This is a genomic window from Mesorhizobium sp. J18, from assembly GCF_007829525.1.
Classification (GTDB): Bacteria; Pseudomonadota; Alphaproteobacteria; order Rhizobiales; family Rhizobiaceae; genus VLJP01.
Genome location: NZ_VLJP01000011.1, coordinates 41,026 through 64,909 on the forward strand (window position 1 = coordinate 41,026; position 23,884 = coordinate 64,909).

The window sequence follows — 23,884 nt, forward strand, 5'->3', positions numbered from 1 at the left end:
GACTTCATGTGGCACCGTGTCGAAGCTTCATGGATTTCAACTCCGTATGAGGCCGGGCAGCCACAAAGCGATCTGTGGGTAGACAGCCAGTAGAAGCACGAGCAACAGCGTACAGCATATGTAGGGCAGCGCAGCCCATGCCACCTGCCCGATGGTCGTTCCCGCCGGTGCGACGCCCACCATCACGAACAGCAGCAGCCCGAAAGGCGGCGTTGCGAGGCTGAGTTCCAGGCCGAGCAGCATGATGACTCCGAACCAGATCGGGTCGAAGCCGTAGAGTCCGACCAGCGGCATGAAGATCGGCAGGGTCAGCATCATGATCGAAAGCTGATCCATGAACATTCCTAGCAGCATGATGATGAGGAACATCATCGCCAGCATCATCATCGGCGACAATTGGAAATCGGTCGCGAAAGCGATCAGACCCTGCGATGCACCGGAGAAAGCGAGTATCTGCGAAAAGGTCGTCGATCCCACGATGATCACTAGCATCATTGCCGTGACCACGAGTGTCCCGCGCAGCGACTTGTAGATCGCTTCCCATGTGAGCTCGCCATATATGGCTGCGAGGAAAATGACCGCGAGCGCGCCGAATGCAGCGGATTCAGTCGGCGTCGCCCAGCCAAGCAGGATGAGGCCAACCACCGCAAAGACGACAATGCCCATCGGGGCCACATCGACCAGAAGCGCCCGTGCAATCTCTGCTGCCGGCGCGCGCTCGGCGGCGTAACCAGGCGCCGAGTCAGGATCGAGTGCGATCTGCAGCCGAATAAGGCCGATGAACATGACGGCAAGAATCAGGCCGGGAACGAGCCCGGCAATCAGCAAGCCGCCAACATCGATACGCGCAAGCGAGCCCAGCAGCACTGCCAGCGACGACGGCGGGATGATCATCGCCAGACCGCCAGTCGCAAGGATCGGGCCCATGATCATATATGGCTTGTAGCCGCGCTTGATCATGTCGGGCATCATCGTGGTGCCAAGCAGGGCCGTATTGGCCATGGACGAGCCCGACAAGGTCGCGAAGATCGTGCCGCCGGCGACGGTGAGATAGGAGAGCCGCCCGCGAATACCGCCCAGGCATTTATCGAGCGCATTGAACACACGCAGCGCCAAGCCGGTGTGAAACAGCAATTCGCCCATGATGAGAAAAAGCGGCACCGGCACCAGCGCGAAACTGGTGATGGAGGTCGTGGCGTTGGCGATCAGTTGATCGATGCCAACCATCCCTCCCATGAAGATGTAGACACCCACGATATTGATGGCGAGGAAAGCGATCGCGACGGGCATGCCCATCACCATCAGGGCGAGGAGTCCGCCGACCATCAGCGCCGCTGCTCCATACCAGGGCATGATCATCTTATCCCTTTCCCGCCTTGATCAGGAATCATGTCAGTGCCCTGCCTCGTCGCCGACGTCGTAAATTTCCCCGCGCAGCAGAAGCCGCAAGAATTCGGTCGTCATCAGGCCGAAACCGACCGACAACATCGAATAGAGCACCCACCCCGGAATATTGATGGAGCGCATGTCCGTGGTACCGATTGTCTGCCAGCCCACGGCTCCGGCACGCCAGGCCAGCAGGCCAAGAGCGACGATCGACAAGACAACGACCAACTGTCCGATCAGGCGCCGAAGCCCGCCGGGCAGACGCTCGACGAAAGAGACAATCGCGATGTGACCGCCTATGCGCACAAGCCAGGGGCTGCCGGCCATTGTGGCAAACAGCAGCAGGTATTCGACGATCGCACTGGTCGCCTGGAAGGGTCGAAAACCCGTGTTTCGCAGGACCACGTCCAGCGCGATGGCAAGCGCCATGAAGGCCAGACTTGCTGCGCCCAGCACGGCCAGCGTGAAGATCAGACGGTCATAAAGGCGCGCAAAAAGCATATGACCCCCATCGGATGACACAAGGCATTCGCTCATCCGAATGCCTTGTGAAGGATTCAACGCGTGTAATAGGCCTTGCGTAGGGCATCGTAATATTTGCTGCCGGATTGCTTGAGCCTGTCCCAGGCGCTGTCATAAGCGAGGTCGAGGTACTTTTCGGCTGCCTCGCCCTCGATCTGGATGATCTCCATGCCGTCTTCCTGCACCTGCTTGGTGATCTCCTCGGCCATCCTCTGGAAATTGTCATAGGAGATCTTTTCATATTCGACTGCCGCCTCGCTTATGACGGCTTTCGCCTCTTCGCTCAGCGATTCCCACTTGGCCGGATTGATGACCACGGCAAGGTCGGCCTGGAAGAAGCCCGGATCGATCCGGTAACGCAGGAACTTGTCCCAGGAGAGGTCCCTGATGCCGATGATAGGCCATCCGGCGCCGTCGAAGGTGCTGCGTTCAAGGCCGGTATAGACGTCCGGAACCGGAACCGAGACCGGAATGGCCCCCAGTGCCTCGAAGAAAGAATTGTAGATCGGCTGCGAACGGATGCGCATGCCGTCGAGATCGACGCCGCCGTCCTCCGTCCGTTTCGGCTCCTTGATCGTGTAGATGTAAAATTGCACGCCGCTATCGAGATGTGCGAGAAGCTTTACCCCAAGCTTCTCCGCGAAGGCCTGTTGCATGATCTCGAAGCCGCCTTTCTCGCGCCCTTCGGCAGCGGTCACGGTCGAGCCCACCCAGGCATCGGCTTCAGGCATTGTGCCGAGATAATAAGTGGCCGGACCGTATTGCATGTCGATTACGCCGCGGCGCACGGCATCGACTTGCTGGTTCGGCGGGAACATTTCCGGGCCGCCGGCATAACTGATCTGGACCACACCTTTGCCTTTCTCGTTCACGAGATCGACAAAGCCCTGGAAGCTTTCCGAGAAGGCGAGAGACTTGGGAAAGGCCGAAATCGCCCTGATCGTCTCCTGGGCATTGGCTATTCCGGCAAGGCTGAAACAAGAAAGCGCCGCGGTCAGCAGACCGAGCCTCAGAGTTCTAGCGAGGTGCAAGGTTGATCCAATAGACATGATGTCCTCTCTGGGGTTGGATTCCGGCTTGTTCCGCCGGTTTCGATTACGGCTCTCCTCAAGGCACCGGTTCACGCGTCAGTCCGGCATTCTCCAGGGATTTCATGAAAGCTGTCATTTTCGCCCGCCGATAATCGTCAACACGAATGTCGGCGTAGTCGTAAAAACCCTTGCCGTCGCGCAGGCCGTTGCGCTTTTCGGCCATGTTGGATCGGACGATTTCAGGCGTGGCAAAGCGCGGATCATTCATCGCATCGGACAGATAGCGGCTGGCGTGATAGAGGATGTCGCCGCCGCCCCAGTCGATGAATTCGAGCAGGCCGAGCACCGCGAAACGAAAGCCGAAGCCGTATTTGACGGCCTTGTCGATATCCTCGGCCGAGGCAACGCCTTCTTCCACGAGGCGGGCGGCCTCGTTCATGGCGAGCGCCTGGATACGCGGCACGATATAGCCGGGCGAAGCCTTGCAGACGACCGGCACCTTGCCGATGCCTTCCAGCAGCGCCTTCGTCTCCGCCACCACGTCCGGATCGGTCTCGTCCGTCGGGCTGAGCTCGACCAACGGCACGATGAAGGCAGGGTTGAGCCAGTGTGCGTTGAGAAAATGGCGCGGCCGGCCGCTCCAGGCGGAAAGCTGGGTCGACAGGTAGGTCGAAGTGGTTGAGGCCACAATCGCATCGGCATCAGCCGCCTCGTCGATCAGGGCAAGGGCCTCCCGCTTTGCCTCATCCGTCTCCGGCACCGCCTCGAAGACGAAGCGCGCGCCTTCGAGAGCCGCCGAGGCGTCCTCGCGGGGAAAGACGGCTACCCGACCGGCTATTCTCTCCACCAGCTTGCGGTCGAAACCGCCCAGATCGGCGACCGTCGCCAGCGAACTGCGGATCTCTTCGTACGTCTGCTCAAAGAATGCGGCCTGCGCCGCTTTGCTCCGCTGCTTGGCATCGACCAGACGCACCTCGAAGCCGGCATAGGCGAAACAATGAGCAATGCCACGCCCCATGCGTCCGGCGCCCACGCAAGCAACAATCGGGACCGCGCCGTTCGCCATGGTCAGATCCCCTCGCGCAGCATGGTCTGAATTTCTGCCCTGCTCCGCCCGGCAAGACCGAGATTGGCAAGTGTGCGCCCGTCGCGGCGGAAATCATTGCCCGTAGCAGCCCCGGAGACAGCAAGCAGGCCGGCGGCGACCGGACAGGGAACCCCGGACCACTCGCCGACCGAAACAAGGAAGGCGAGTCCAAGGCCCACATCCTCGAGCATGTAACGATGCGTGTTCAGGTCGAGATGCTCGTGCCAGTCGCCTGAATCGACGAGCTTGTCGTGGGCGAGATTGCCATACATCCAATTTGATGTGTTGTAGTGGTCGGATAGTGGGAAATGCGGCGCGCCATAACCCAGCGTCTCGCGGATGGCGATGCGTTCGGCATCGAGCGCGTCATGCACGCGGCGGATCGTCGGCTGCGTTCCCTCCTTGTGGATGTCCCACCGCTCGAAATGCTCGATCGGACCGGCATTCATGACGATAAGCGGCGGGTGGATGATCGGGCCAGCATTCATGAGCGCGCCCGACAATGCATCCTCGATCGGTTCGATAGCATCCGGAAAAGCTTTAGAAATGACGGCGATCGCCTTGTCGGTCAGACGGGCAGGAAAGACGCCTGTCGGCAGGCGCGTGGCGCGGGTCGTGATGGCGATCTCGCCTGAGCCCCGCTTGCGCGTCAGCCAGGGAAGCGTGCCCGTTTCGGCGATCATGATCTCGGCCGTGCAGCCATTGTCGCGCAGCACCTTCATCATGAGATAGGAACCGAATGTACCGGGCGGCAGAAAGATCACCTGTCCGTCCGTCAGATGCGGCGCAAGCTTCCTGGCGATGTCCGGCTGGGCGAAGGCGGGCGTTGGCGCAACGATCAGGTCGACGCCAGCTACGGCCTCGCCTATATCGGCAGTCGCAACAGCGATCTTGACCGGGCGGCTGCCCTTGAAATCGCGCAGGCAGATGGTTCTTGTCTCGCTGAGTTCGCGCAGGGCCTCGGCGTTGCGCCGCCACATTCGAACCTCGTGGCCGGCCTCGGAAAAATCTGCCGCCGCCGCATAGCACCCATGTCCGCCGCCAAGAACCGCTATCCGCATGCTTCTTCCTCGTTTGCTCCTGCTCCAGTAAATGCTTTAACCTTAAACTTTTCAACCCCCTTCGATGCGCCTCCCGAAAGGGAGCCGAATTCCGATTCAGCAGCTCGCGCGTTCCGCCATGTTCCGTATTGAATGCCGGCGCAAAATTGTTTAAGCCTAAAACAAATAGAGCTTAGAGACCCGGACTGACGGCGATCCCATATTGGCTGGCGCCGGTGCCTCGGCTATCACCGGACGGGCCGTCGCGGCCGCCGGAGGAGAGGTATGAACGATAAAGAAATTGCGGATGTCCGCGATCATATCGATGCCGAATATGCGCTGCGCGAGAACCCGCATGACCATCGCAGCGAACTGCGCCTGTGGCTCCGCCTTCTGACCTGCGCCAATCTCATCGAGGCGGAAATCCGCAAACGCTTGCGTGAGCAATTCGATACGACGCTGCCGCGTTTCGACCTGATGGCGCAATTGTACCGGACAGAGGAAGGCATCCTTTTGGGCGAGCTGTCCCAGCGGATGATGGTGTCGAACGGCAATGTGACAGGGCTCGTGGAACGCCTCGTACAGGAAGGACTGATCGAGCGGCAGGTGACTGAAAACGACCGCCGGGCCGCCAGAGTGCGAATGACGCACCGCGGCCGCGCCGTCTTTTCCAAGATGGCGGAGGCGCATGGGGAATGGATCGCGGAATTGCTCGGCGGGGTCGGGGAGAGCGAGCAGGAACAGCTTTGGGAGCAGCTTGGCCATCTCAAGCTGTCCGTCCGCAACGCCAAGGGTACCGTGCCCGAGAGGAGGAAGAAGCAGTGACAAGACACACGCCGCACGCGGCGTCATAATCGCAATTTCCATCTGAAAACCGAGGACGGGCGACAGCTCGCAAGCTGCCTCGGTTTCGAGCGTGACACCTTGACCGGCGCTCGGAACCGCAGCCGCAACATAGAGACCGCGCTGGAGCAGCAGGACAGGAGACGATCCAGTGAGTGCATTCCGAACCGCGGAAAACCGACAGGCTGAAACGAAAGCACAGGAAGAGGCGGACGTGTTGCGCATCCTGCAACCAAGCGGTTGGAAGAAACCCAAGGGCTATGCCAACGGCGTGATGGGGCGGGGCACCATCGTGCTTACCGGCGGCCTTGTCGGCTGGGATGCCGACCAGCGCTTCGCCAAAGGATTCGTGCCGCAGGTCGAGCAGACATTGCGCAATATCGTGGCGGTTCTGGCAGAGGCCGGCGCAGAGAGCAGACATATCGCACGGCTGACCTGGTATGTGCGCAGCATCGAGACATATCGCAACTCGCTCAAGGAACTTGCCCCCGTCTATCGCACCGTCATCGGGACGCATTATCCCGCAATGGCGCTGTTGGAGGTCACGAACCTGGTCGAGCCGGAGGCGCTGGTCGAAATCGAGGCAACAGCGATCCTCCCCGACTGATCGCCGGATCGCATCCATGCGCTTCTGTTATTTCGCTTTCTTCGAGGCTCCCCACGACCCCAGCCTGCGTATATCGGAAGACGATCTGGAGAGGACTCGGGAGACCCTTGGCAGCCTCCCAGGCATGTCCAAGGCCCATATCTACCAACCCGCCGAGGCATCGGACCTTTACACGGATGACGGCACCGGGCCTGTTTTTGGCTTCCAGCTCTATTTCGACAGGATCGAGGATCTGGAGACGTCGGTCGGTTCGCGGGGCGTACTGAAGGGGCTGGCCGACAGCCTGCCGAGCCTTGGGCAGACGCTTGCAAGCCAGCAGGCGATGCTCAACCGGCAGTTTCCGGTGCCGGAGGAAAAGCCGTTTCCGCCCGAGGCCTGCAGCTATCTGGTGCACTATCCGGGACCGGCACAGGATCTGAGCGAATGGCTCGCCTATTATCTCGAGCACCATCCGGCGATCATGGCGCGCTTTCCCGGCATCCGCGAGATCGAGATCCTGTCCCGCATCGACTGGATCGACTCCATGCCATGGCGCCGGGTCCATTCCATGCAGCGCAACCGCGTCATGTTCGACAGTGACGAAGCACTCACGGCCGCGCTGCATTCGCCCGTGCGCCACGAGATGCGGGCGGATTTCGCGCAGTTTCCTGCCTTTGAAGGCGGCAATTTCCACCATCCCATGCTGACGGAGCGCGTGCTGCCACGGCAATGACCGCGGACTGGGACCGTTATTCGACAAACATATCCATTTGCATGCAGATCATCTATTGGAATAGGGTGTGGCCAGCAAAGATGCTTGCAAATGCATATTTATCCGCTAATCTGGCTGGATGGAGATGCAAAGGGGCGAGCAGTCGGCCGGAATCGGCACCCTGGTGAAGGATCATCCACCGACGGCCGTCGGTCGGGCGCTGACGGACGGGCGTCTGCATTCGCTCGGCGAGATCGGGTTGCAGCAATTTGCGCCCTATCTGATGAACCGGATCATCGGGCGCTACAACGCCACGATCCGGGACGATCTGAAGGCCCGCAACTTGACAACGCCGCAGATGCGCGCGCTGGCCGTGCTCGCGGTCGCAGACGGCCTGACGATCAACGAGCTTGCCGTCTATACGGTCACGGAGCAGTCCACCATGAGCCGGACGCTTGACGCCATGGAGGCTCAAGGTCTGGTCAGACGCGAATCTCATCAGACGGACAACCGTGTCCGCCAGATCTATCTGACCGAAGCCGGCCGGGCGCAATTCGACGAGATGTGGCCGACCATATGGAACGCCTTCAGCACCATGTTCCGGGGCGTGAGTGACGCCGAATACGAGACGTTTCTTTCAGTCCTGCACAAGATGCTGCGCAATGTCAGGCAACACGAGATCTGATCCGTAGGGACGAGCGCCATGGGAAAGGAGATACTTCATGGCTGAGCGGTCTTTCGCCAAGGAAGTCGAAAAACTGCGTCTCGGCGAGGGGGAAGAATTCCGTGGCGAGGGCATCCTTGCCATCACCAAGGCGCTGCTGGAATGCGGGGTCGGCTATGTCGGCGGCTACCAGGGCGCGCCGATCAGCCATCTGATGGATGTGCTTTCAGACGCGCAGGACATCCTCGAGGAGCTGGGCGTGCATTTCGAGGCCAGCGCATCCGAAGCGACGGCGACGGCGATGCTGGCGGCTTCCGTCCACTATCCGATCCGCGGGGCGGTGACGTTCAAATCCACCGTCGGCACCAATGTAGCCTCGGATGCGCTGGCCAACCTGGCATCCGGGGGCGTCACCGGCGGGGCGCTGATCATCGTTGGCGAGGACTATGGCGAAGGCTCCTCGATCATGCAGGAGCGCAGCCACGCCTTCGCCATGAAGAGCCAGGTCTGGCTGCTCGACCCGCGGCCGAACCTGCCTTCCATCGTGAAGGCTGTGCGCGAAGGCTTCGAGCTGTCGGAAGCCTCCAACACGCCGGTGATGATGGAGGTGCGCATCCGCTGCTGCCATGTCCATGGCAGCTTCATCGCTAGGGACAACCAGCGCCCGCCGATGACCGTCGCGGATGCGCTGGAGAACCCGCGCCGCGACACGCAGCGCATCGTGCTGCCGCCGGCCTCTTTCCTGCACGAGAAGGAGAAGATCGAACGCCGATGGCCGGCCGCTGTGGATTTCATCCGCTCGCGCAAGATCAACGAGTTCTTCGGACCGGAGCGAGGCAAGATCGGAATCGTCTGCCAGGGGGGCATGTATAACGGCGTGGTGCGCGCCCTGCAGCGCCTCGGCCTGTCCGACATCTATGGCGAGACGCAGGTGCCCATCTATGTGCTCAACGCCGTCTATCCGCTCATTGACGATGAATTCCTCGACTTCTGCAGCGACAAGGATGCCGTGCTCGTCGTGGAGGAAGGCCAGCCGAATTATATCGAGCAGGCCTTCGGCTCGATGCTCTACAAAGCGGGAGCGACGGCCCGGCTTGCCGGCAAGGACTATCTGCCCATGGCGGGCGAATATACCGGCCAGGTCATGCTCGACGGCATCGGTGCCTTCGTCCGCGACTTCGCACCGGACATCCTTTCCGACCGGCACCGGGCCCCGAACCAGAATGCGGAACCCGTCGCCGCTCCCGAACTGGCGCAAACCGTACCCGGCCGCCCGCCCGGTTTCTGCACCGGCTGTCCCGAACGGCCGATCTTCGCGGCGACCAAGCTCGTTGAACAGGAACTCGGGCCGCATCACATCGCTTCCGACATTGGTTGTCATCTCTTCTCGATCATGCCGCCTTTCGAACTGGGCGCCACGACCATGGGATACGGCCTCGGGCCGGCATCGGCTTCCGCCTTCAATGCACCAGACGCCAAGCGCCGTTCGATTTCTTTCGTCGGCGATGGCGGCTTCTGGCACAATGGCCTCACTTCCTCGATCGGCAACGCCGTCTTCAACCAGAATGACGGCGTGATCGTCATCGTCGACAATTACTATGCGGCGGCGACCGGCGGACAGGATATCCTGTCGTCGCGCGCCGACAATAAATCGAAATCGACCAAGCATCCGATCACCGAGGCCGTGAAGGGCATGGGCGTCAAATGGGTCCGGCAGATCGACCGCACCTACGACGTCGGCAAGATGCGCGCCACCCTGAAGGAAGCTCTGACGACGCTGGAGAAAGGGCCGAAGGTCATCGTGGCATCGTCGGAATGCATGCTGAACCGCCAGCGCCGTGAACGGCCGCTGATGCAGAAGGCGATCAAAAGCGGCGAGCGGGTGGTCAAGCCGCGTTTCGGGGTCGACGAGGACGTATGCACCGGCGACCACGCCTGTATGCGGCTTTCCGGCTGTCCCTCATTGTCGGTGAAGTCGCTCGACGATCCGCTGCGCGACGATCCGGTTGCCCATATCGACCACACCTGCGTCGGCTGCGGAAATTGCGGCGAGGTCGCTGAGGCGGCGGTGCTCTGTCCTTCCTTCTACCGAGCTGATACGATCCACAATCCGACCGGCCTGGAGCGTTTCTTGGACCGGCTGCGGCGACGGCTGATCGGCTGGCTGCAGGCCCGTCGCGAGCGGCAGCGTCTCAATTTCGCGGAGGCCTGAGATGAATGCTCCTCTTGTCCCGCATCCGAAGATTGATCAGACCGAGCGCGTCACCAGCATCGCAGTGCTCGCCGTCGGCGGACAGGGCGGCGGAGTGCTCACCGACTGGATCACCGATGTCGCCGAACGCAATGGCTACCGCGCCCAGTCAACGTCGGTCGCCGGTGTCGCGCAGCGTACCGGCGCGACCATCTACTATATCGAGATGTGCCCCGACCGGGGCCGGCAGCCGGTATTTGCCCTCTCACCCTCCCAGGGCGACGTGGACATTCTGATCGCCGCCGAACTGATGGAGGCCGGGCGGGCGATCATGCGGGGCTTCGTCACGCCGGAGCGCACGACGCTGATCGCCTCTTCACACCGTATCGCCGCCGTCTCGGAGAAGATCGCGCCTGGCGATGGACGAGGCTCGTCCCAGGAAGTCCGCGCTGCCGCGTTGAAGGCCGCCAAGGCCTTCATCTCCTTCGACATGGAACGCATCGCCGTAGAGGCCGGCAGCGTGATTTCGGCGAGTCTCTTCGGAGCGCTGGCCGGCTCCGGCGTCCTGCCCTTCCCGCGCGAAAGTTTCGAAGAGACGATCCGCGCCTCCGGCCGCGGGGTCGAGGCGAGCCTTAGAGCTTTCGGAAAGGCGTTCGACCGCGCGCAGACGGGACCGCAAACGGACGACGTGCCCCTGGGGTCTGGCCACCAGCCGGAAAGCGAAGACATCTCGTTGAGGCCCTTCGCCTCTCGCATCAGCGGTTCGCCGAAACTCATGGCGGGATGGCAGCGCCTGGTTGCCCGGGTCGATGCCCTGCCGGAGCCGGTGCGGGAAATGGCTCGGCTCGGCCTGCGCAAGGTCGTGGATTTTCAGGATGTGGCTTATGGCGGCGAGTATCTCGATCGTCTTGCCCAGGCTGTCAACCGCGACAGGGAAAGCAAAGGCTTCGCTTTCTCGGTCGCGGCCGCAAAATATCTGGCCAATACCATGTGCTACGATGACGTGATCCGCGTCGCCGATCTCAAGACACGATCGGCGCGGTCGTCGCGCGTGCGGCGCGAGGTTGGCGTGGCCGACGACGCCGTGCTGCAGGTGACGGAATATTTCCATCCGCGCATCGAGGAAGTCTGCGGCTCGCTGCCTGCAGGGCTGGGGCGCTGGATCGAGGCGCGGCCGGGCCTTGCACGCTGGCTCGACGGGCGCATCAACAAGGGCCGGCGTATCCGCACCGACAGCGCGTTGGGTTTTTCCCTGCTCTGGCTCATCGGCGGGCTTCGCCGCTGGCGCCGCTCCATGCTGCGCCATCGGGTCGAGACGGCGCATCTTGAACAATGGTTCGATCTGGCGCTTTCGCGCCTCGACACGGACTATGGTCTGGCGGTCGAGATCCTCAATTGCCGGCGGCTGATCAAGGGCTATAGCGACACCCATGCGCGCGGTTTGTCGAAATATGATCGTGTGCTGTCGGCACTGCCGATGATCGAAGGGCGGGCGGACGCAGCAGACTGGCTGCGGCGGTTGCGCGAAGCCGCGCTGAAGGACGAAAAGGGAGAGATGCTCGAGGGCGCGCTGAAGACCGTCGCATCCTTCGCTCCGGCCGCCTCATAAACGCGCCTCGCGTACCCGCTCGACGCCGGCAGATTCCTGCCACGACCAGCAACATGACGCCACCAGCCCCTTCGTGCCAATCCTCCATTCCGGCTGCCTGCCCCGCACTCCATGAGGGCGGGGCAGGCGACCATCGTCAGGCAAATTCGAGGGCCTGATCGTTCTCGTCTTCCCTGATGCGACTCGGCAGGCCCATGCGATTCAGAAGCCCGAGAAAGGGCTGCGGCGGAAGCTCCTCGATATTGGCCATCTTCTTCACGTCCCAGTCGCCGCCGGCGATCAGCATGGCCGCGGCGACCGGCGGTACACCTGCCGTGTAGGAGATGCCCTGGCTGCCGACCTCCTCATAGGCTTCCTTGTGGTCGGCAACATTGTAAATGAAGATTTCCCGCGGCTTGCCGTCCTTCTCACCCTTCACGAGATCGCCGATGCAGGTCTTGCCCGTATAGTCCGGCGCCAATGAAGAGGGGTCGGGAAGCACGGCCTTGACCACCTTCAGCGGCACCACTTCCTGCCCCTCTGCCGTGGTGACCGGCTGTTCGGACAGGAGGCCGAGATTCTTCAGGACCGTGAAGACGGTGATGTAACGTTCGCCGAAGCCCATCCAGAACCGGATATTGGGCACGCCGAGTATCTGCGAGAGCGAATGGATCTCGTCATGGCCGGTCATGTAGGTCTGGCTTGTGCCGACAACCGGCAGGTCCCAGTCCTTGCGTATCTCGAACATCTTGTTCGAGATCCATTTGCTGTCCTGCCATGACCAGACCTGGCCCGTGAATTCGCGGAAATTGATTTCCGGATCGAAATTGGTCGCAAAATAGCGGCCATGGTTCCCAGCATTGACGTCGATGATGTCGATCGAATCGATGCGGTCGAAATACTCGTCATAAGCGAGCTTGGCATAGGCATTGACCACGCCCGGATCGAAGCCTGCGCCGAGAATGGCGGTAACGCCGGCCTGCTCGCATTCCTCGCGGCGCTTCCATTCGTAATTGGCATACCATGGCGGTGTTTCGCAGATCTTGAGAGGGTCCTCGTGGATCGCCGTATCGATATAGGCGGCACCCGTCGCGATGCAGGCCGAGAGCACCGACATATTCACGAAGGCAGAGCCGACGTTGATGACGATGCGGGCGCCCGTGCGCTCGATGAGCTGTTTCGTGGCTTCCACATCCATCGCGTCGAGCGCATGCGCCTCGATTTTGCCATCCGTCTTCAGGGCCCGTTTCTCGTGGACGGATGCGACGATCGCGCGGCATTTCTCCACCGTCCGCGAGGCTATGTGGATATCGCCAAGCACATCATTGTTCTGCGCGCATTTGTGCGCCACGACTTTTGCCACGCCACCGGCGCCGATAATGAGGACGTTCTTCTTCATTTCGGGGAGGGTTCTCCTTCTGTCTTGATAAGGCTTGGGGAAAACTCACGCCTCAGGAGAGGCTCTGTTCATAGTCCGCATAGGTGAACTCGCGGACGATCCTGACCGATCCGTCGAGCTCGCGGATCGCTATAGCCGGCATCTTCACGCCATTGAACCAGTTCTTCTTGACCATCGTGTAGCCTGCCGCATCCGCTATCGAAATACGGTCACCAACTTTCAGTTCCTGTGGAAAGCGGAATTCGCCGAAGATATCGCCGGCCAGACAGGACTTGCCGCAGACCATGTAGCTGTGCGGCCCCTCGTTGACCTCCATCCTGGCGCTCTCGCGATATATGAGCAGATCGAGCATGTGTGCCTCGATGGAGCTGTCGACGATGGCGAGGTTCTTGCCGTTGAACAGCGTATCGAGAACAGTGACCTCCAGGGTCGTGCTCTTGGTGACGGCCGCCTCCCCCGGTTCGAGATAGACCTGCACGCCGAAGCGGCCGGAGAATTCCTTCAGGCGCTTGCAAAACCGGTCGATCGGATAGCCTTCGCCGGTAAAATGGATGCCGCCTCCGAGGCTCACCCATTCGACCCGCGAAAGCAGCGCGCCGAACCTGTTCTCGACCTCGGACAGCATCCGGTCGAAGAGATCGAAATCCGCATTCTCGCAATTGTTGTGGATCATGAAACCGCTGATGCGGTCCATGACGCTCTCGATCCTCGTTACATCCCATTCCCCGAGCCGGCTGAAAGGACGCGCCGGGTCAGCGAGGTCGAAGGATGATGAACTCACCTGCGGGTTGAGGCGCAGGCCTCGGGTAATGCCGGCAGCCTGATCGGCAAAGCGCTCGAGCTGACCGATGGAGTTGAAGATGATCTTGTCGGCGCAGGTGATCACCTCCTCGATCTCGTGATCGGCATAGGCGACGCTATAAGCATGCGTCTCGCCACCGAACTTTTCCCGACCGAGCCTCACCTCATAAAGCGAGGAAGAGGTAGTGCCGTCCATATAGCCGCGCATAAAATCGAAGACCGACCAGGTCGCGAAGCATTTGAGGGCCAGCAGCGCCTTGGCGCCGGATTCCTCGCGCACCTGGGCAATCTTCTCCATATTTTGCAGGAGCTTCTGCTTGTCGATCAGATAGTAGGGCGTCTGGATCATGTCTCGGTATCTGGAACTGGCAAGTCATCGGGCTGGTCCTAACGGGAAATCGTCCGCCATGGAACAGCCGAACCGATATTTGCAGAACCACATCGCGCGATAGTGTGACATTGGAACAGGCAGCGAGGTCTATTCGGAGGCCATAGAGAGGCCGAGCACAATTGCAGCGTTTGCAGTTGCGTTCAAAGCAGTTAAGGAGAATTGTAAGCAGCCTTTAAGAAGCGGCGGAGGGGTCTTGATGCTTCGCAGACCAAGGCGATCGAACGCTTATCCAGCGAACTTCCTTCGGCTGGCGCTTCTTTGCCTTGTCTGCCTGTCGATTTTGCCGGCGCCTCTGAATGCCGCAGTCGCCATCGTTGCCGCAGCCTCGACTTCTGCAGATGAAGGGCTGGCCAGGGACCATCCGTCCGGCAAATTTGCAACTGTCGCAAAAGCACGCGTCGCACCGATCGTCATCTCCGGCAGGCCAGGCAAGCATGATTGGCAGGCCGGTGCCGACAGAGGCGATCCGGCTATCTGCGTCCTTTATACCTTTGAGGCAGCAGACCATGCCCCTGCCTGGCCAGAAGCGGATGATGACCAAGTCGCCAACGTTGCCAGATACATGCTTGGAGCCCGCGCCCCGCCGGCATGATCTGCATCGACGGGAATGGGCATTTCTTTCAATGACGATTTCTGGCGTGACCAGCCAGATTTCTCTCTCATGTTCTTTCATTAGTTCCGGATGTGCCTAGGTTCGGGCATATCCGCCTGTAAGAAAGACCGTATGAAGCTGAAGAAATACATCTGGCCAGTGATAGGCCTTGGCGCCGTCGGCTTCTCCGTATGGCTGCTCTACCACGAGCTCCGCGGGCTGTCGCTCGACGAGTTGTGGGAGAGCCTGGTGGCTATAACCGGGCGTGATTGGCTGTTCTCGATTATGGCGACATTGGTCGCCTATGCGGCACTGGCCGGCTACGATCATCTGGCCCTCCTCCACCTGAAAAAGCGCGTCGGCTGGCTCTTCATCACCGTCAGTTCTTTCACCACCTATGCACTGTCCCATAACATCGGCGCATCGGTGTTTTCGGGCTCAGTGGTCCGTTACCGGGCATATAGTTCGAAAGGCCTGACAGCCACGGAAGTCGGCGTTCTGGTCGCCTTCTGCTCCTTCACCTTTGCTCTTGGCACGATCCTGCTTACCGGCCTAGTGCTCCTGATAAAGCCGGAGATAGGGGAGCGCTTTCTGGACATCCTGCCGATTGAGGCATCCGCCGTGACGGGGCTGCTGCTTCTCGGTTTCGTGCTGCTCTACGTGCTTGGCAGCGCGCTGCATCTCAAGCCTTTCCGGATCGGGACGTTCGAGATCCAATATCCGGCTTTGCCAATCGTGGGGCGGCAGTTGATCATCGGCCCCATGGAACTGCTGGCGGCGGCGGCGATCATCTATTTCGCACTGCCCGAAGAGGGAAACCCCGGCTTCGTCATCGTCCTCGGCATATTCCTGATCTCGTTCTCCGCCGCCTTGCTTTCCCATGCTCCGAGCGGCATCGGCGTGCTCGAGCTCGTCTTCATCAGCGGGCTTCCGGACATGAATCCGGCTGATGTGATGGCGGCTCTCCTCGTCTTCAGGCTGCTTTACCTGTTCATTCCCTTTGTTCTGGCGCTTTTCGTCATCCTCGGTTTCGAGAGGATGCAACTCATCAGCCAGAAGGAATAGCAGGCTTCAATCGGCAGCGGGTTCGTCGGTTTCGCCGTCTGCAGGGCTCGCCATAGGGACATCTCTGCCTTCCAGGCGGTCGCGATGAAGTGCCGCGCGGGCAAGCAGCATCAACGTCACCGGCGTTGTGACCGTGACGAAGATGCCGATCAGGATTTCATGGATCACCGGACGAGACTGGAGCATGGTGAAGAAGATCATCGACGCCATCACGATACCGCCTGTCCCCCAACTCGACCCCAGAGTGGGCGCATGGATACGGTCATAGAATGTCTGCAGGCGGACCAGACCCAGCGTTCCCACCAATGTCAGCCCGGCCCCCAGAAGGAGGAAAACCGATATCAGCAGGGCGGCCCATATGGGGAGTTCGGATGCATGGCTCATTCGATGACCTCCCCACGCATGAGGAACTTGGCGAGGGCGACCGTCGCCACGAAGCCGAGCACCCCGATGACAAGGGATGATTCGAAATAGACCGTGTTACCGGTACGGATGCCGAAGACGAGAAGCTGAAGCATGGAGCTCACATAGAGCGCATCCAGACCAAGGACCCGGTCCTGCGCTCGCGGGCCGCGCACCATGCGCCAGAGCGCCAGAGCCATGGCGGCGGCGAGCGCAAGCTGGGCAACGGTGACCGCCAATGCCAAGATGACAGCACTCATTCGAAGATCTCCAGCAAGAGCTGTTCGTAACGGTTCTTGATCAGGTCCAGCCACTCCTTTTCATCCACCAGATCGAAGACGTGCAAAAGCAAGGTTCCGCGAGCCGAGTTATAGTCGATCCAGGCCGTGCCGGGCGTGCTCGTCACGATCACGGCCAGAACGGCGAGACCCATGGGGTGATGGAGTTCGAGGGGGATCGTCAGCAGGCCGGAGGTCCGCTGGCGCCGCCGCCCCTGCAGGATGATGCCTGCGACCGCGATATTGGAGCGGACGATGTCGTAAAGGACAATGGCGGTAAGCTTGGGAATCAAATCCCACCGCCTCAGCCTCGGCTTGGCCGGATGGAGGGCTGCCATGCCTTGACCGGCCACCATCGCCACGGCGGTTCCCAGCAGAAGCTGGCCAGGGGAAAAGCTGGTCAGAAGCATCCACATGATGGCCAGGGCGGCGGTCAACAGCGGATAAGGAAGCACCCTGCTCACTCCTCGCCCCCTTTCTGGCGGGGCACCGCACGCGGGGCCTCCATAACGCCGTCGATATAAGGTTGCGGGGCATAGAGGCTGCCCGCCGTCGCCTCCATGAAGCGCATGACCGGACCCGCCTGCACCGTCAATGCGAGCGTCAACAGCAACAATGCCGCCACCGGCACGATCTCGATGAGAAGGACGCGCGGCACCGAACCATCGACCGGGGCCCAGAAGGCGCGGATACCGGCTCGGCTCATGGCGATCAGTGCCGACAGACCCGAGAAAATGAGAAGCGCCACAAGCCACCAGGAGGCGGGTGTGATGACACCTTGCTCGCCCAATCCTCCGGGGTTGAGCATCGCGGTCAGGATCGCGAACTTGGCTATGAAACCGGAGAAAGGCGGCAGGCCGGCCAAAAGGATGCCGCAAACGGCGAAGCTGACCCCCAGCACGGCAAGAGTTGCCGGAATCGCGATGCCGACTTCCTCCTCTTCCTCCTCTTCCTCCTCGCCTTCGCCATAAGCTTCCATTGTGACGGCCAGAACATTGGCTGCAGCATCCTGCCCTCTTTCCACCAGTTCGATCAGCATGAAGAAGGCGCTGATCGTCAGTGTCGAGCTGACAAGATAGAAAAGTGCGCCGGCGGTGATGTCGCCCTGGACGAGACCGATGCTGGCAAGCAGCGTTCCCGAGGAAACCAGCACTGAAAAGCCCGCAAGCCGTCCCAGGGATTGTGAAGCAAGCACGCCGATGGCACCGAAAGCGAGCGTCGCCATTCCGCCATAGAGAAGGACTTCCGAGCCGAAACCTGCCGAAGCGCCTGCCGAGGCACCGAAGAAGAGCAACGACAGACGAAGGAGAATATAGACCCCGACCTTGCTCATTATGGCGAAGATCGCCGCCACCGGCGCAGCCGCTGCTGTGTAGGTGGTTGGCAGCCAGAAGCTGAGCGGCCATAGGCCTGCCTTGACGAGGAAGGCGACACCGAGGATCCCGGCCCCCGCTTCCAGCATCATGCGGCTGTCCTCGCCCACCTGCGGGATACGGATGGCGAGATCGGCCATGTTGAGCGTGCCGGTTACGCCATAGATCAGGGCAACGCCGATAAGAAACAGAAGCGAGGCGGCGAGGTTGATCGCTATGTAGTGAAGTCCCGCCCTCACGCGGAACGGCCCAGACCCGTGCAGCATCAACCCGTATGACGCGGCCAGCATGACCTCGAAGAAGACGAAGAGGTTGAAGAGATCGCCGGTCAGGAAAGCTCCGTTCAGTCCCATCAGCAGGAACAGGAACAGCGTGTGGAAATGCGGACCGGCTCCGTGCCAGCGGGCGATCGAAAAGAGCAGGGCCGGGATGGCCAAGACGGCGGTTAGCACGAGCATTATCGCCGAAAGACGGTCCACCACCAGATTGATCGCTATGGGAGGCGGCCAATTTCCCAGGAGATAGACGGCCACCCGTCCGTCACCATAATGGGAAATGCGCAACAGAGCGATCGACACCGCAAGCAATGCGGCGGCGGACAAGGCGGAGATGGACGCCTTCAGCCGCCGCTCCCGGTCATCAAAAAAGAGCAGCAGCGCGCCGGCTACCAGCGGAATGACTATCGGCGCAATGACAAGGTGCTCGGGACCCATTTGCATGTCAGGGCTCCCTTCCGTCGACGTGATCGGTCCCGGTCAGACCGCGGGAAGCGAGCAAGATGACCAGAAAGAGCGCGGTCGTTGCAAACCCGATCACGATCGCGGTGAGCACCAATGCCTGCGGCACCGGATCGGCGAAGGCGGCCGGATCGATTTCGACTCCAGGCTCCACGATGGGCGGCATGTTGGTCCTGAGACGCCCCATGCTGAAGATGAACAGGTTGACGGCATAGGAGAGAAGCGCCAGCCCGATAATGACCTGATAGGTTCGCGGCCGAACCAGCAGCCAGACGCCGGAGCTGACCAGAACACCTATGGCGAGGGACAAAACCAGTTCCATCAGGCATCCTCCTCGGCCTTGGCAGCTTCGACAGCACGCACACGATGACTACGGATCGACTGATGGGCTATTGCGATCAGCATGAGGACCGTTGCGCCGACCACCAGCGAGAAGACGCCAAGGTCGAACAGAAGGGCAGTTGCCGCCGGCACCTTCCCGATCACCGGTATCTCCAGATACTGGAAGTATGAGGTGAGGAACGGAAAGCCGAAAAGCCAGGATCCCATTCCCGTGAAAGCCGCCAACAGGAGCCCGAAGCCGATCCAGCGCACCGGCAGGATACGCAAGCGGTCCTCGACCCAGCGAGTCCCGCCGGCCAGATATTGCAACAGAAAGCCTATGGCCATGGCGACGCCGGCCGCAAAGCCGCCGCCGGGCAGGTCATGCCCGCGCAGGAAAAGATAGGCGGCGAGCGTGATGATCACCGGGAACATCCACTGCATCAGAACCGAGGGAACCATCAGATAGTCGCGCAGGGTCTCGCCAATCTCACGCTCCGCGGTGGCGTCGTCATACTCGTTCTGCAGGCGTTGCTGCTCCGGCACTTCAACGCTGTCAGGGGCGGGCCGGAAGCGGCGCAGAAGGGCGAAGACCGTCAGCGCGACAACACCGAGCACGGTGATCTCGCCCATGGTATCGAATCCACGGAAATCGACCAGGATGACATTCACGACATTGGTGCCGCCGCCTTCGGAATAGGCGTGCCGCAGGAAGAAATCGCCGATACTTACAGGCACCGGCAAGGTCATCATCTTATAGGCGACAGCGGAAACTCCCGCCCCACAGGCTATCGCGATAAAGAAATCCCGGTTGCGGCGCAACCGTGCCGCCGGAGTTATGGCGATGTCGACTTTCTCCTGGCGCTTCGGCAGCCAGCGCAGTCCGAGCAGGATCAGGACGGTGGTGACGACCTCGACGAGGAGTTGTGTAAGGGCGAGATCGGGCGCGGAGAACCAGAGGAAGGTGATGCAGGTGACCAGTCCAGCGCCCCCCATCAGGATGAGGGCGGCCAGACGGTGATATTTCGCCTGGTAAGCAGCACCGACGGCGCAGACCATGCCGACCAGCCAGATCAGCACGAATACCGGCTCGATCCTCTCGAGCGAGGGCAAGTCCAGATCGAAGCCACCGTTAAAGAGCGGCCAGAAACCGGCGGCGAAGGCGAGCACGACCAGGATGCGGAGCTGCGGCTGAAGCCGGCGTGTGCCGAGAAAGGATTCAATAGAACGCGCCCAGCGCCAGGAAACGGTGACCAGTATGCGCTCGAAGATGCGTTGTCCCCTGAGGCCACGCAAGCCGGGAGGATCCTCTTCGGATCGCGCCAGATAGTTCTTGAGGAAAAAATACAGGACCAGCCCACCGACGAGGGCAATCATGCTCATAAGGAGCGGCGTATTGAAGCCATGCCATACTGCGAGACTGTAGTAGGGCGTGCGCTCACCGAGCACAGACACGACCGCCGTGTGCAAATAGGGGCCGATCGTGATGCCGGGAACGACGCCTATGACAAGACAGGCCAGAACGAGCAATTCGACCGGCCGGCGCATCCAGTGCGGAGGCTCGTGCGGCTGGCGCGGCAGATCCATCGGCTTCGGCCCGAAAAAGACAGTATGAATGAAGCGGACGGAATAGGTGACGGCGAAGGCTCCCGCGAGCGTTGCAAGGTATGGCGTCAGCGTGTCCAGCAGGGATGCGCGGTGCTGTTCGATCGTTTCGGCGAAGAACATTTCCTTGGACAGGAATCCGTTCAGAAGAGGCACCCCGGCCATCGCCGCGCTTGCAACCATTGCCAGCGTGGCTGTGAATGGCATGAAGCTGAACAGTCCGCTCAGTTTGCGCATGTCACGCGTGCCTGCTTCATGGTCAATGATGCCAGCCGCCATGAAGAGCGAAGCCTTGAAGGTGGCGTGGTTCACCATATGGAAGATCGCGGCAACAGCTCCCAGCGGACTGCCGAGACTGAGCAGCGTCGTGATCAGCCCAAGGTGGCTGATCGTCGAATAGGCAAGGAGACCTTTCAGATCCTGCTGGAAGATTGCGAAATAGGCGCCGAGGACCAGGGTGCTTATGCCGGCCGTGCCTACGATAAAGAACCACTCGTCGGTTCCCGACAGCACCGGCCAGAGCCTCGCCAGAAGAAAAACGCCGGCCTTCACCATTGTCGCCGAATGCAGATAGGCCGAGACGGGCGTCGGCGCAGCCATGGCGTTGGGCAGCCAGAAGTGGAAGGGGAATTGCGCGCTTTTCGTCAATGCCCCCATGAGAATAAGCAAAAGCGCCGGAGCATAGAGATCATGCGAGCGGATCAGATCACCGGACGCCAGCACCGCATCGAGGTCATAACTCCCGACGATATGGCCGATGATGATAAGGCCGACGAGCAGGCAAAGCCCGCCTACCCCGGTTATCGTCAAGGCCATGCGGGCCCCGTCGCGGGCAGCGGCGTTGTGATGCCAGTAACCAATGAGCAGGAAGGAGAAGATGCTGGTCAATTCCCAGAAGATCGCCAGCAGGATCAGATTGCCGCAGATCACCATGCCCTGCATCGCGCCCATGAAGGCGAGCAGGAAGGAAAAAAAGCGCGGCACCGGATCCTTGGGCGACATGTAATAGCGCGCATAAAGCACAACGAGGAAGCCGATGCCTGTAATCAGCATGGAGAACAGCCAGGCAAAACCGTCCATGCGCAGCGTGGCATTCAGTCCCAGCTCCGGTACCCATTCGATCTCGCGACGCACGACAGCGCCATCCGCCACCGACGGGTAAAGATAAACCGCTATTGCGAAGGCAAGGACTGATACCGCACCTGACAGCCAAGCTTCCGTGTTGCGCGCGCTCGGCGGCAGCATCGCAGCCATGATGCTTCCAAAAAAAGGAAGCAAAATCAGCAGTAAAAGAAAATTCTCATTGGTCATTCGTCAGGAAACGTCTGGTTCCTCGTCTCTGCCGGTCTTTGCAGGACAAGCAATATCCGAGTTTGGCGGTCCGATCGGTCCCGCTGATCGTCGCAGGCCACATCGGACCCGGTCTGGTGCAGCAGGTTGCGCGGCGCAGCGACCGAATGGCCGCAAGTCGTCAGGCGCGCCGCTTGCCTAAAGACGAAGGGCGGGAGGTCCCCTGGCTGAGGCACCGAAATCGGCTATGGTCCCCAACACTGTTCGCTGCAAAAGGAACAGCCATCCCCGTGCCGGGAAAATCAGCTTCGTATCGATCGGGATCTGGCCGCCGGGAACATCCGGATCCACGCTTGGCGCGCCCTTGATGTCGGCTGGCTCGCGATGCCGGAATTCATGGTGGCTACGCGGATAGCGCAGCTTCTGAGACTTGTCCCGCGCCTGCACCGCATCGGTAGCCGCTGCAATCGGCAAGAGCGAACGCGCGAAAGAGGACCCCGCGCCGGAAATAACGAGAACAAAGGCCAGCAGGATGGAGAGCCATCCTGTCCAGCGCAAACATATAGGGCGGGGTGCTTCCGCTCCGATCAAGCCGCCTCCCGAACCTTTGGTGGCAAATCAGCCGAAATGTTTGTTGATTTCGCCAGAATAGGCGAACGCATAATGGAATGTCCAGCAATTCACCGCATCTGCGCGGCATTTAAGGAAGGGGATCGTCAATCACCTTGGTGGCCGGTCTCACATCCGGCGCAATCCGCTCCGGCTCCTCTGTTTCATGCAGCCATTCGCGCCAGATCGCCACCAGCAGCGCCATCAGGACCGGGCCAATGAACAGACCGAGGAACCCCATGGTCTTGACGCCGCCTACGAGGCCGAAAAAGGTAGGCAGGAAAGGCAGCTTGATCGGGCCGCCGACCAGTTTGGGACGCAATGTCTTGTCGACGATGAAGAGTTCGGTCGAACCCCAGATCAAGAGACCAATGCCCGCAACCGGCGAGCCGCTTGCCACGAGATAAATCGAGACCAGCGTAAAGGAGAGCGGGGCTCCGCCTGGAACGAGTGCCATGATGCCCGTCAGTACCCCGAGAGTCACCGGTGACGGCACGCCCGCAATCCAGTAGGCGATGCCGAGCACGACGCCTTCGCCTATGGCAATGAGCGTCATGCCCATGACCGTGGAACTGATCGTCGCCGGCACGATGCGCGAAATCCGCTCCCAGCGCATGGGCAGGATACGCTCGCCCAGCCTATCTATCTGGGCTACGAAATTCTCTCCGTCGCGATAGATGAAGAAGAGCACGATCATCATGAAAAGCAGGGTCAGAAACAGATGGAACAATCCTGTTCCCGCCGCCAGCACGGCGCGATAGATGCTGCCGATATTCGCCCCGCTGACGATCTGCACCAATTCGCCGATAGCGCCCGGATGACCGATATAGCGGTCCCATTGCGTAACCAACCACTGTCCAATGCCGGGCAGAGCGGCGATCCAGTCCGGGGTCGGCGCTCCTACGCGGTTGGTCTCCACCGCCCAGTTAAACCACTGCCCGATCTCGCCGATCGTATAACTCACGGCAATGGCAACCGGTACGACCAGAAAGGCCAGAATGAAGAGTATGGCGATCGTAGCCGCGACGGTCCTGTTGCCGCCGACGCGCCGGAGCAGATCGCTGTAGAGCGGCCAGCTTGCGAATGCGATCACCAGTGCGGCCAGGACAGGTACGACAAAGCCGCTGAAGAAATAGATGCCGGCGAGGATGATGAACACCAAAAGCCAGCGGGCCACAGAAAGCGGCGGAACCAGGGCTATCCGGGAAGGCACGGATGTCCCCAGCCAGCGCGGTTCCTGACGTCGTTCGACGGTGTCATTGTGGTGAACGGACATGGTGCCTGATCTCTGAACCTTCCAAGGTCTCTAGGCAAGCATACAAAACCACCGAGGTCATGACACGTGCGTGTGGACAAGCATAGAGGCTTTAT

At 60.7% G+C, this 23,884-nt stretch carries 22 protein-coding genes; 7 read left to right on the forward strand and 15 right to left on the reverse strand.

Translation table 11 applies throughout. The features are described from left to right. Positions 1 to 36: 36 nt before the first annotated feature. From L598_RS05805 to L598_RS05825, 5 genes are read right to left on the reverse strand one after another with little or no spacing between them, the layout of a single operon-like run. Positions 37 to 1,353 carry a TRAP transporter large permease gene (locus tag L598_RS05805; RefSeq protein WP_144861056.1) on the reverse strand — a complete coding sequence of 439 codons (1,317 nt, stop codon included), beginning with the start codon at positions 1,351 to 1,353 and terminating at the stop codon, positions 37 to 39. 39 nt (positions 1,354 to 1,392) lie between these two features. After that, the gene (locus L598_RS05810) at positions 1,393 to 1,887 is read right to left on the reverse strand and encodes a TRAP transporter small permease (protein WP_144861021.1); all 495 of its coding nucleotides are present in this window, start codon (positions 1,885 to 1,887) and stop codon (positions 1,393 to 1,395) included. 56 nt (positions 1,888 to 1,943) lie between these two features. Further along, positions 1,944 to 2,957: a TRAP transporter substrate-binding protein DctP gene (dctP, locus tag L598_RS05815; protein WP_144861022.1), complete on the reverse strand. Its 1,014-nt coding sequence runs from the start codon at positions 2,955 to 2,957 to the stop codon at positions 1,944 to 1,946. A gap of 58 nt (positions 2,958 to 3,015) precedes the next feature. Further along, positions 3,016 to 4,005, reverse strand: a complete 990-nt coding sequence (locus L598_RS05820) for a 3-hydroxybutyryl-CoA dehydrogenase (RefSeq protein WP_144861023.1) — start codon at positions 4,003 to 4,005, stop codon at positions 3,016 to 3,018. Positions 4,006 to 4,007: 2 nt separating this feature from the next. Continuing rightward, positions 4,008 to 5,087, reverse strand: a complete 1,080-nt coding sequence (locus L598_RS05825) for an NAD/NADP-dependent octopine/nopaline dehydrogenase family protein (RefSeq protein WP_144861024.1) — start codon at positions 5,085 to 5,087, stop codon at positions 4,008 to 4,010. A gap of 264 nt (positions 5,088 to 5,351) precedes the next feature. On the opposite strand from L598_RS05825, the gene L598_RS05830 reads away from it, so the two are divergent. The 6 genes from L598_RS05830 to L598_RS05855 all read left to right on the forward strand — a co-directional run bounded on the left by L598_RS05830 (position 5,352) and on the right by L598_RS05855 (position 11,671). Further along, entirely contained in the window at positions 5,352 to 5,891 is a 540-nt protein-coding gene (locus L598_RS05830; RefSeq protein ID WP_144861025.1) for a MarR family transcriptional regulator, read from the forward strand. Positions 5,892 to 6,123: 232 nt separating this feature from the next. Beyond that, positions 6,124 to 6,516 (forward strand): RidA family protein, encoded by a 393-nt coding sequence (locus L598_RS05835; RefSeq protein ID WP_246658647.1) that lies wholly within the window; start codon positions 6,124 to 6,126, stop codon positions 6,514 to 6,516. A 16-nt stretch (positions 6,517 to 6,532) separates the two neighbouring features. Beyond that, on the forward strand, positions 6,533 to 7,228 hold the full coding sequence (locus tag L598_RS05840; protein WP_144861027.1) for a hypothetical protein: 696 nt from the start codon (positions 6,533 to 6,535) through the stop codon (positions 7,226 to 7,228). Between the two features lie 163 nt (positions 7,229 to 7,391). Beyond that, the gene (locus tag L598_RS05845) at positions 7,392 to 7,892 is read left to right on the forward strand and encodes a MarR family transcriptional regulator (RefSeq protein WP_246658644.1); all 501 of its coding nucleotides are present in this window, start codon (positions 7,392 to 7,394) and stop codon (positions 7,890 to 7,892) included. A gap of 37 nt (positions 7,893 to 7,929) precedes the next feature. Then, positions 7,930 to 10,083 carry an indolepyruvate ferredoxin oxidoreductase subunit alpha gene (locus tag L598_RS05850; protein ID WP_144861029.1) on the forward strand — a complete coding sequence of 718 codons (2,154 nt, stop codon included), beginning with the start codon at positions 7,930 to 7,932 and terminating at the stop codon, positions 10,081 to 10,083. 1 nt (position 10,084) lies between these two features. Further along, entirely contained in the window at positions 10,085 to 11,671 is a 1,587-nt protein-coding gene (locus L598_RS05855) for an indolepyruvate oxidoreductase subunit beta family protein (protein WP_144861030.1), read from the forward strand. Between the two features lie 136 nt (positions 11,672 to 11,807). Here the strand turns inward: L598_RS05855 and L598_RS05860 are convergent, their stop codons facing one another. Beyond that, on the reverse strand, positions 11,808 to 13,049 hold the full coding sequence (locus tag L598_RS05860) for a saccharopine dehydrogenase family protein (RefSeq protein ID WP_144861031.1): 1,242 nt from the start codon (positions 13,047 to 13,049) through the stop codon (positions 11,808 to 11,810). Between the two features lie 52 nt (positions 13,050 to 13,101). Further along, complete coding sequence (gene nspC, locus L598_RS05865) at positions 13,102 to 14,199, reverse strand: carboxynorspermidine decarboxylase (RefSeq protein ID WP_144861032.1); 1,098 nt, start codon at positions 14,197 to 14,199, stop codon at positions 13,102 to 13,104. A gap of 766 nt (positions 14,200 to 14,965) precedes the next feature. Between nspC and L598_RS05870 the strand changes: the two genes are divergently transcribed. Continuing rightward, positions 14,966 to 15,898, forward strand: a complete 933-nt coding sequence (locus L598_RS05870; protein ID WP_144861033.1) for a YbhN family protein — start codon at positions 14,966 to 14,968, stop codon at positions 15,896 to 15,898. 6 nt (positions 15,899 to 15,904) lie between these two features. Here the strand turns inward: L598_RS05870 and mnhG are convergent, their stop codons facing one another. The 8 genes from mnhG to L598_RS05910 all read right to left on the reverse strand — a co-directional run bounded on the left by mnhG (position 15,905) and on the right by L598_RS05910 (position 23,789). Beyond that, entirely contained in the window at positions 15,905 to 16,282 is a 378-nt protein-coding gene (gene mnhG, locus L598_RS05875; RefSeq protein WP_144861034.1) for a monovalent cation/H(+) antiporter subunit G, read from the reverse strand. After that, the gene (locus tag L598_RS05880; RefSeq protein WP_144861035.1) at positions 16,279 to 16,560 is read right to left on the reverse strand and encodes a K+/H+ antiporter subunit F; all 282 of its coding nucleotides are present in this window, start codon (positions 16,558 to 16,560) and stop codon (positions 16,279 to 16,281) included. Before L598_RS05880 ends, mnhG begins: the two co-directional genes overlap by 4 nt. After that, positions 16,557 to 17,042 carry a Na+/H+ antiporter subunit E gene (locus L598_RS05885; protein WP_144861036.1) on the reverse strand — a complete coding sequence of 162 codons (486 nt, stop codon included), beginning with the start codon at positions 17,040 to 17,042 and terminating at the stop codon, positions 16,557 to 16,559. The genes L598_RS05880 and L598_RS05885 overlap by 4 nt, the downstream gene beginning before the upstream one ends. After that, entirely contained in the window at positions 17,039 to 18,670 is a 1,632-nt protein-coding gene (locus L598_RS05890; protein WP_144861037.1) for a monovalent cation/H+ antiporter subunit D, read from the reverse strand. The genes L598_RS05885 and L598_RS05890 overlap by 4 nt, the downstream gene beginning before the upstream one ends. A gap of 1 nt (position 18,671) precedes the next feature. Next, positions 18,672 to 19,010, reverse strand: a complete 339-nt coding sequence (locus L598_RS05895) for a Na+/H+ antiporter subunit C (RefSeq protein ID WP_144861038.1) — start codon at positions 19,008 to 19,010, stop codon at positions 18,672 to 18,674. Then, positions 19,010 to 21,925, reverse strand: coding sequence for a monovalent cation/H+ antiporter subunit A (locus tag L598_RS05900; protein WP_144861039.1), 2,916 nt, complete (start codon positions 21,923 to 21,925; stop codon positions 19,010 to 19,012). The genes L598_RS05895 and L598_RS05900 overlap by 1 nt, the downstream gene beginning before the upstream one ends. 177 nt (positions 21,926 to 22,102) lie before the next feature. Beyond that, positions 22,103 to 22,495, reverse strand: a complete 393-nt coding sequence (locus tag L598_RS05905; protein WP_144861040.1) for a hypothetical protein — start codon at positions 22,493 to 22,495, stop codon at positions 22,103 to 22,105. A 109-nt stretch (positions 22,496 to 22,604) separates the two neighbouring features. After that, positions 22,605 to 23,789, reverse strand: a complete 1,185-nt coding sequence (locus tag L598_RS05910) for an AI-2E family transporter (protein ID WP_144861041.1) — start codon at positions 23,787 to 23,789, stop codon at positions 22,605 to 22,607. Between the last annotated feature and the right edge of the window lie 95 nt (positions 23,790 to 23,884).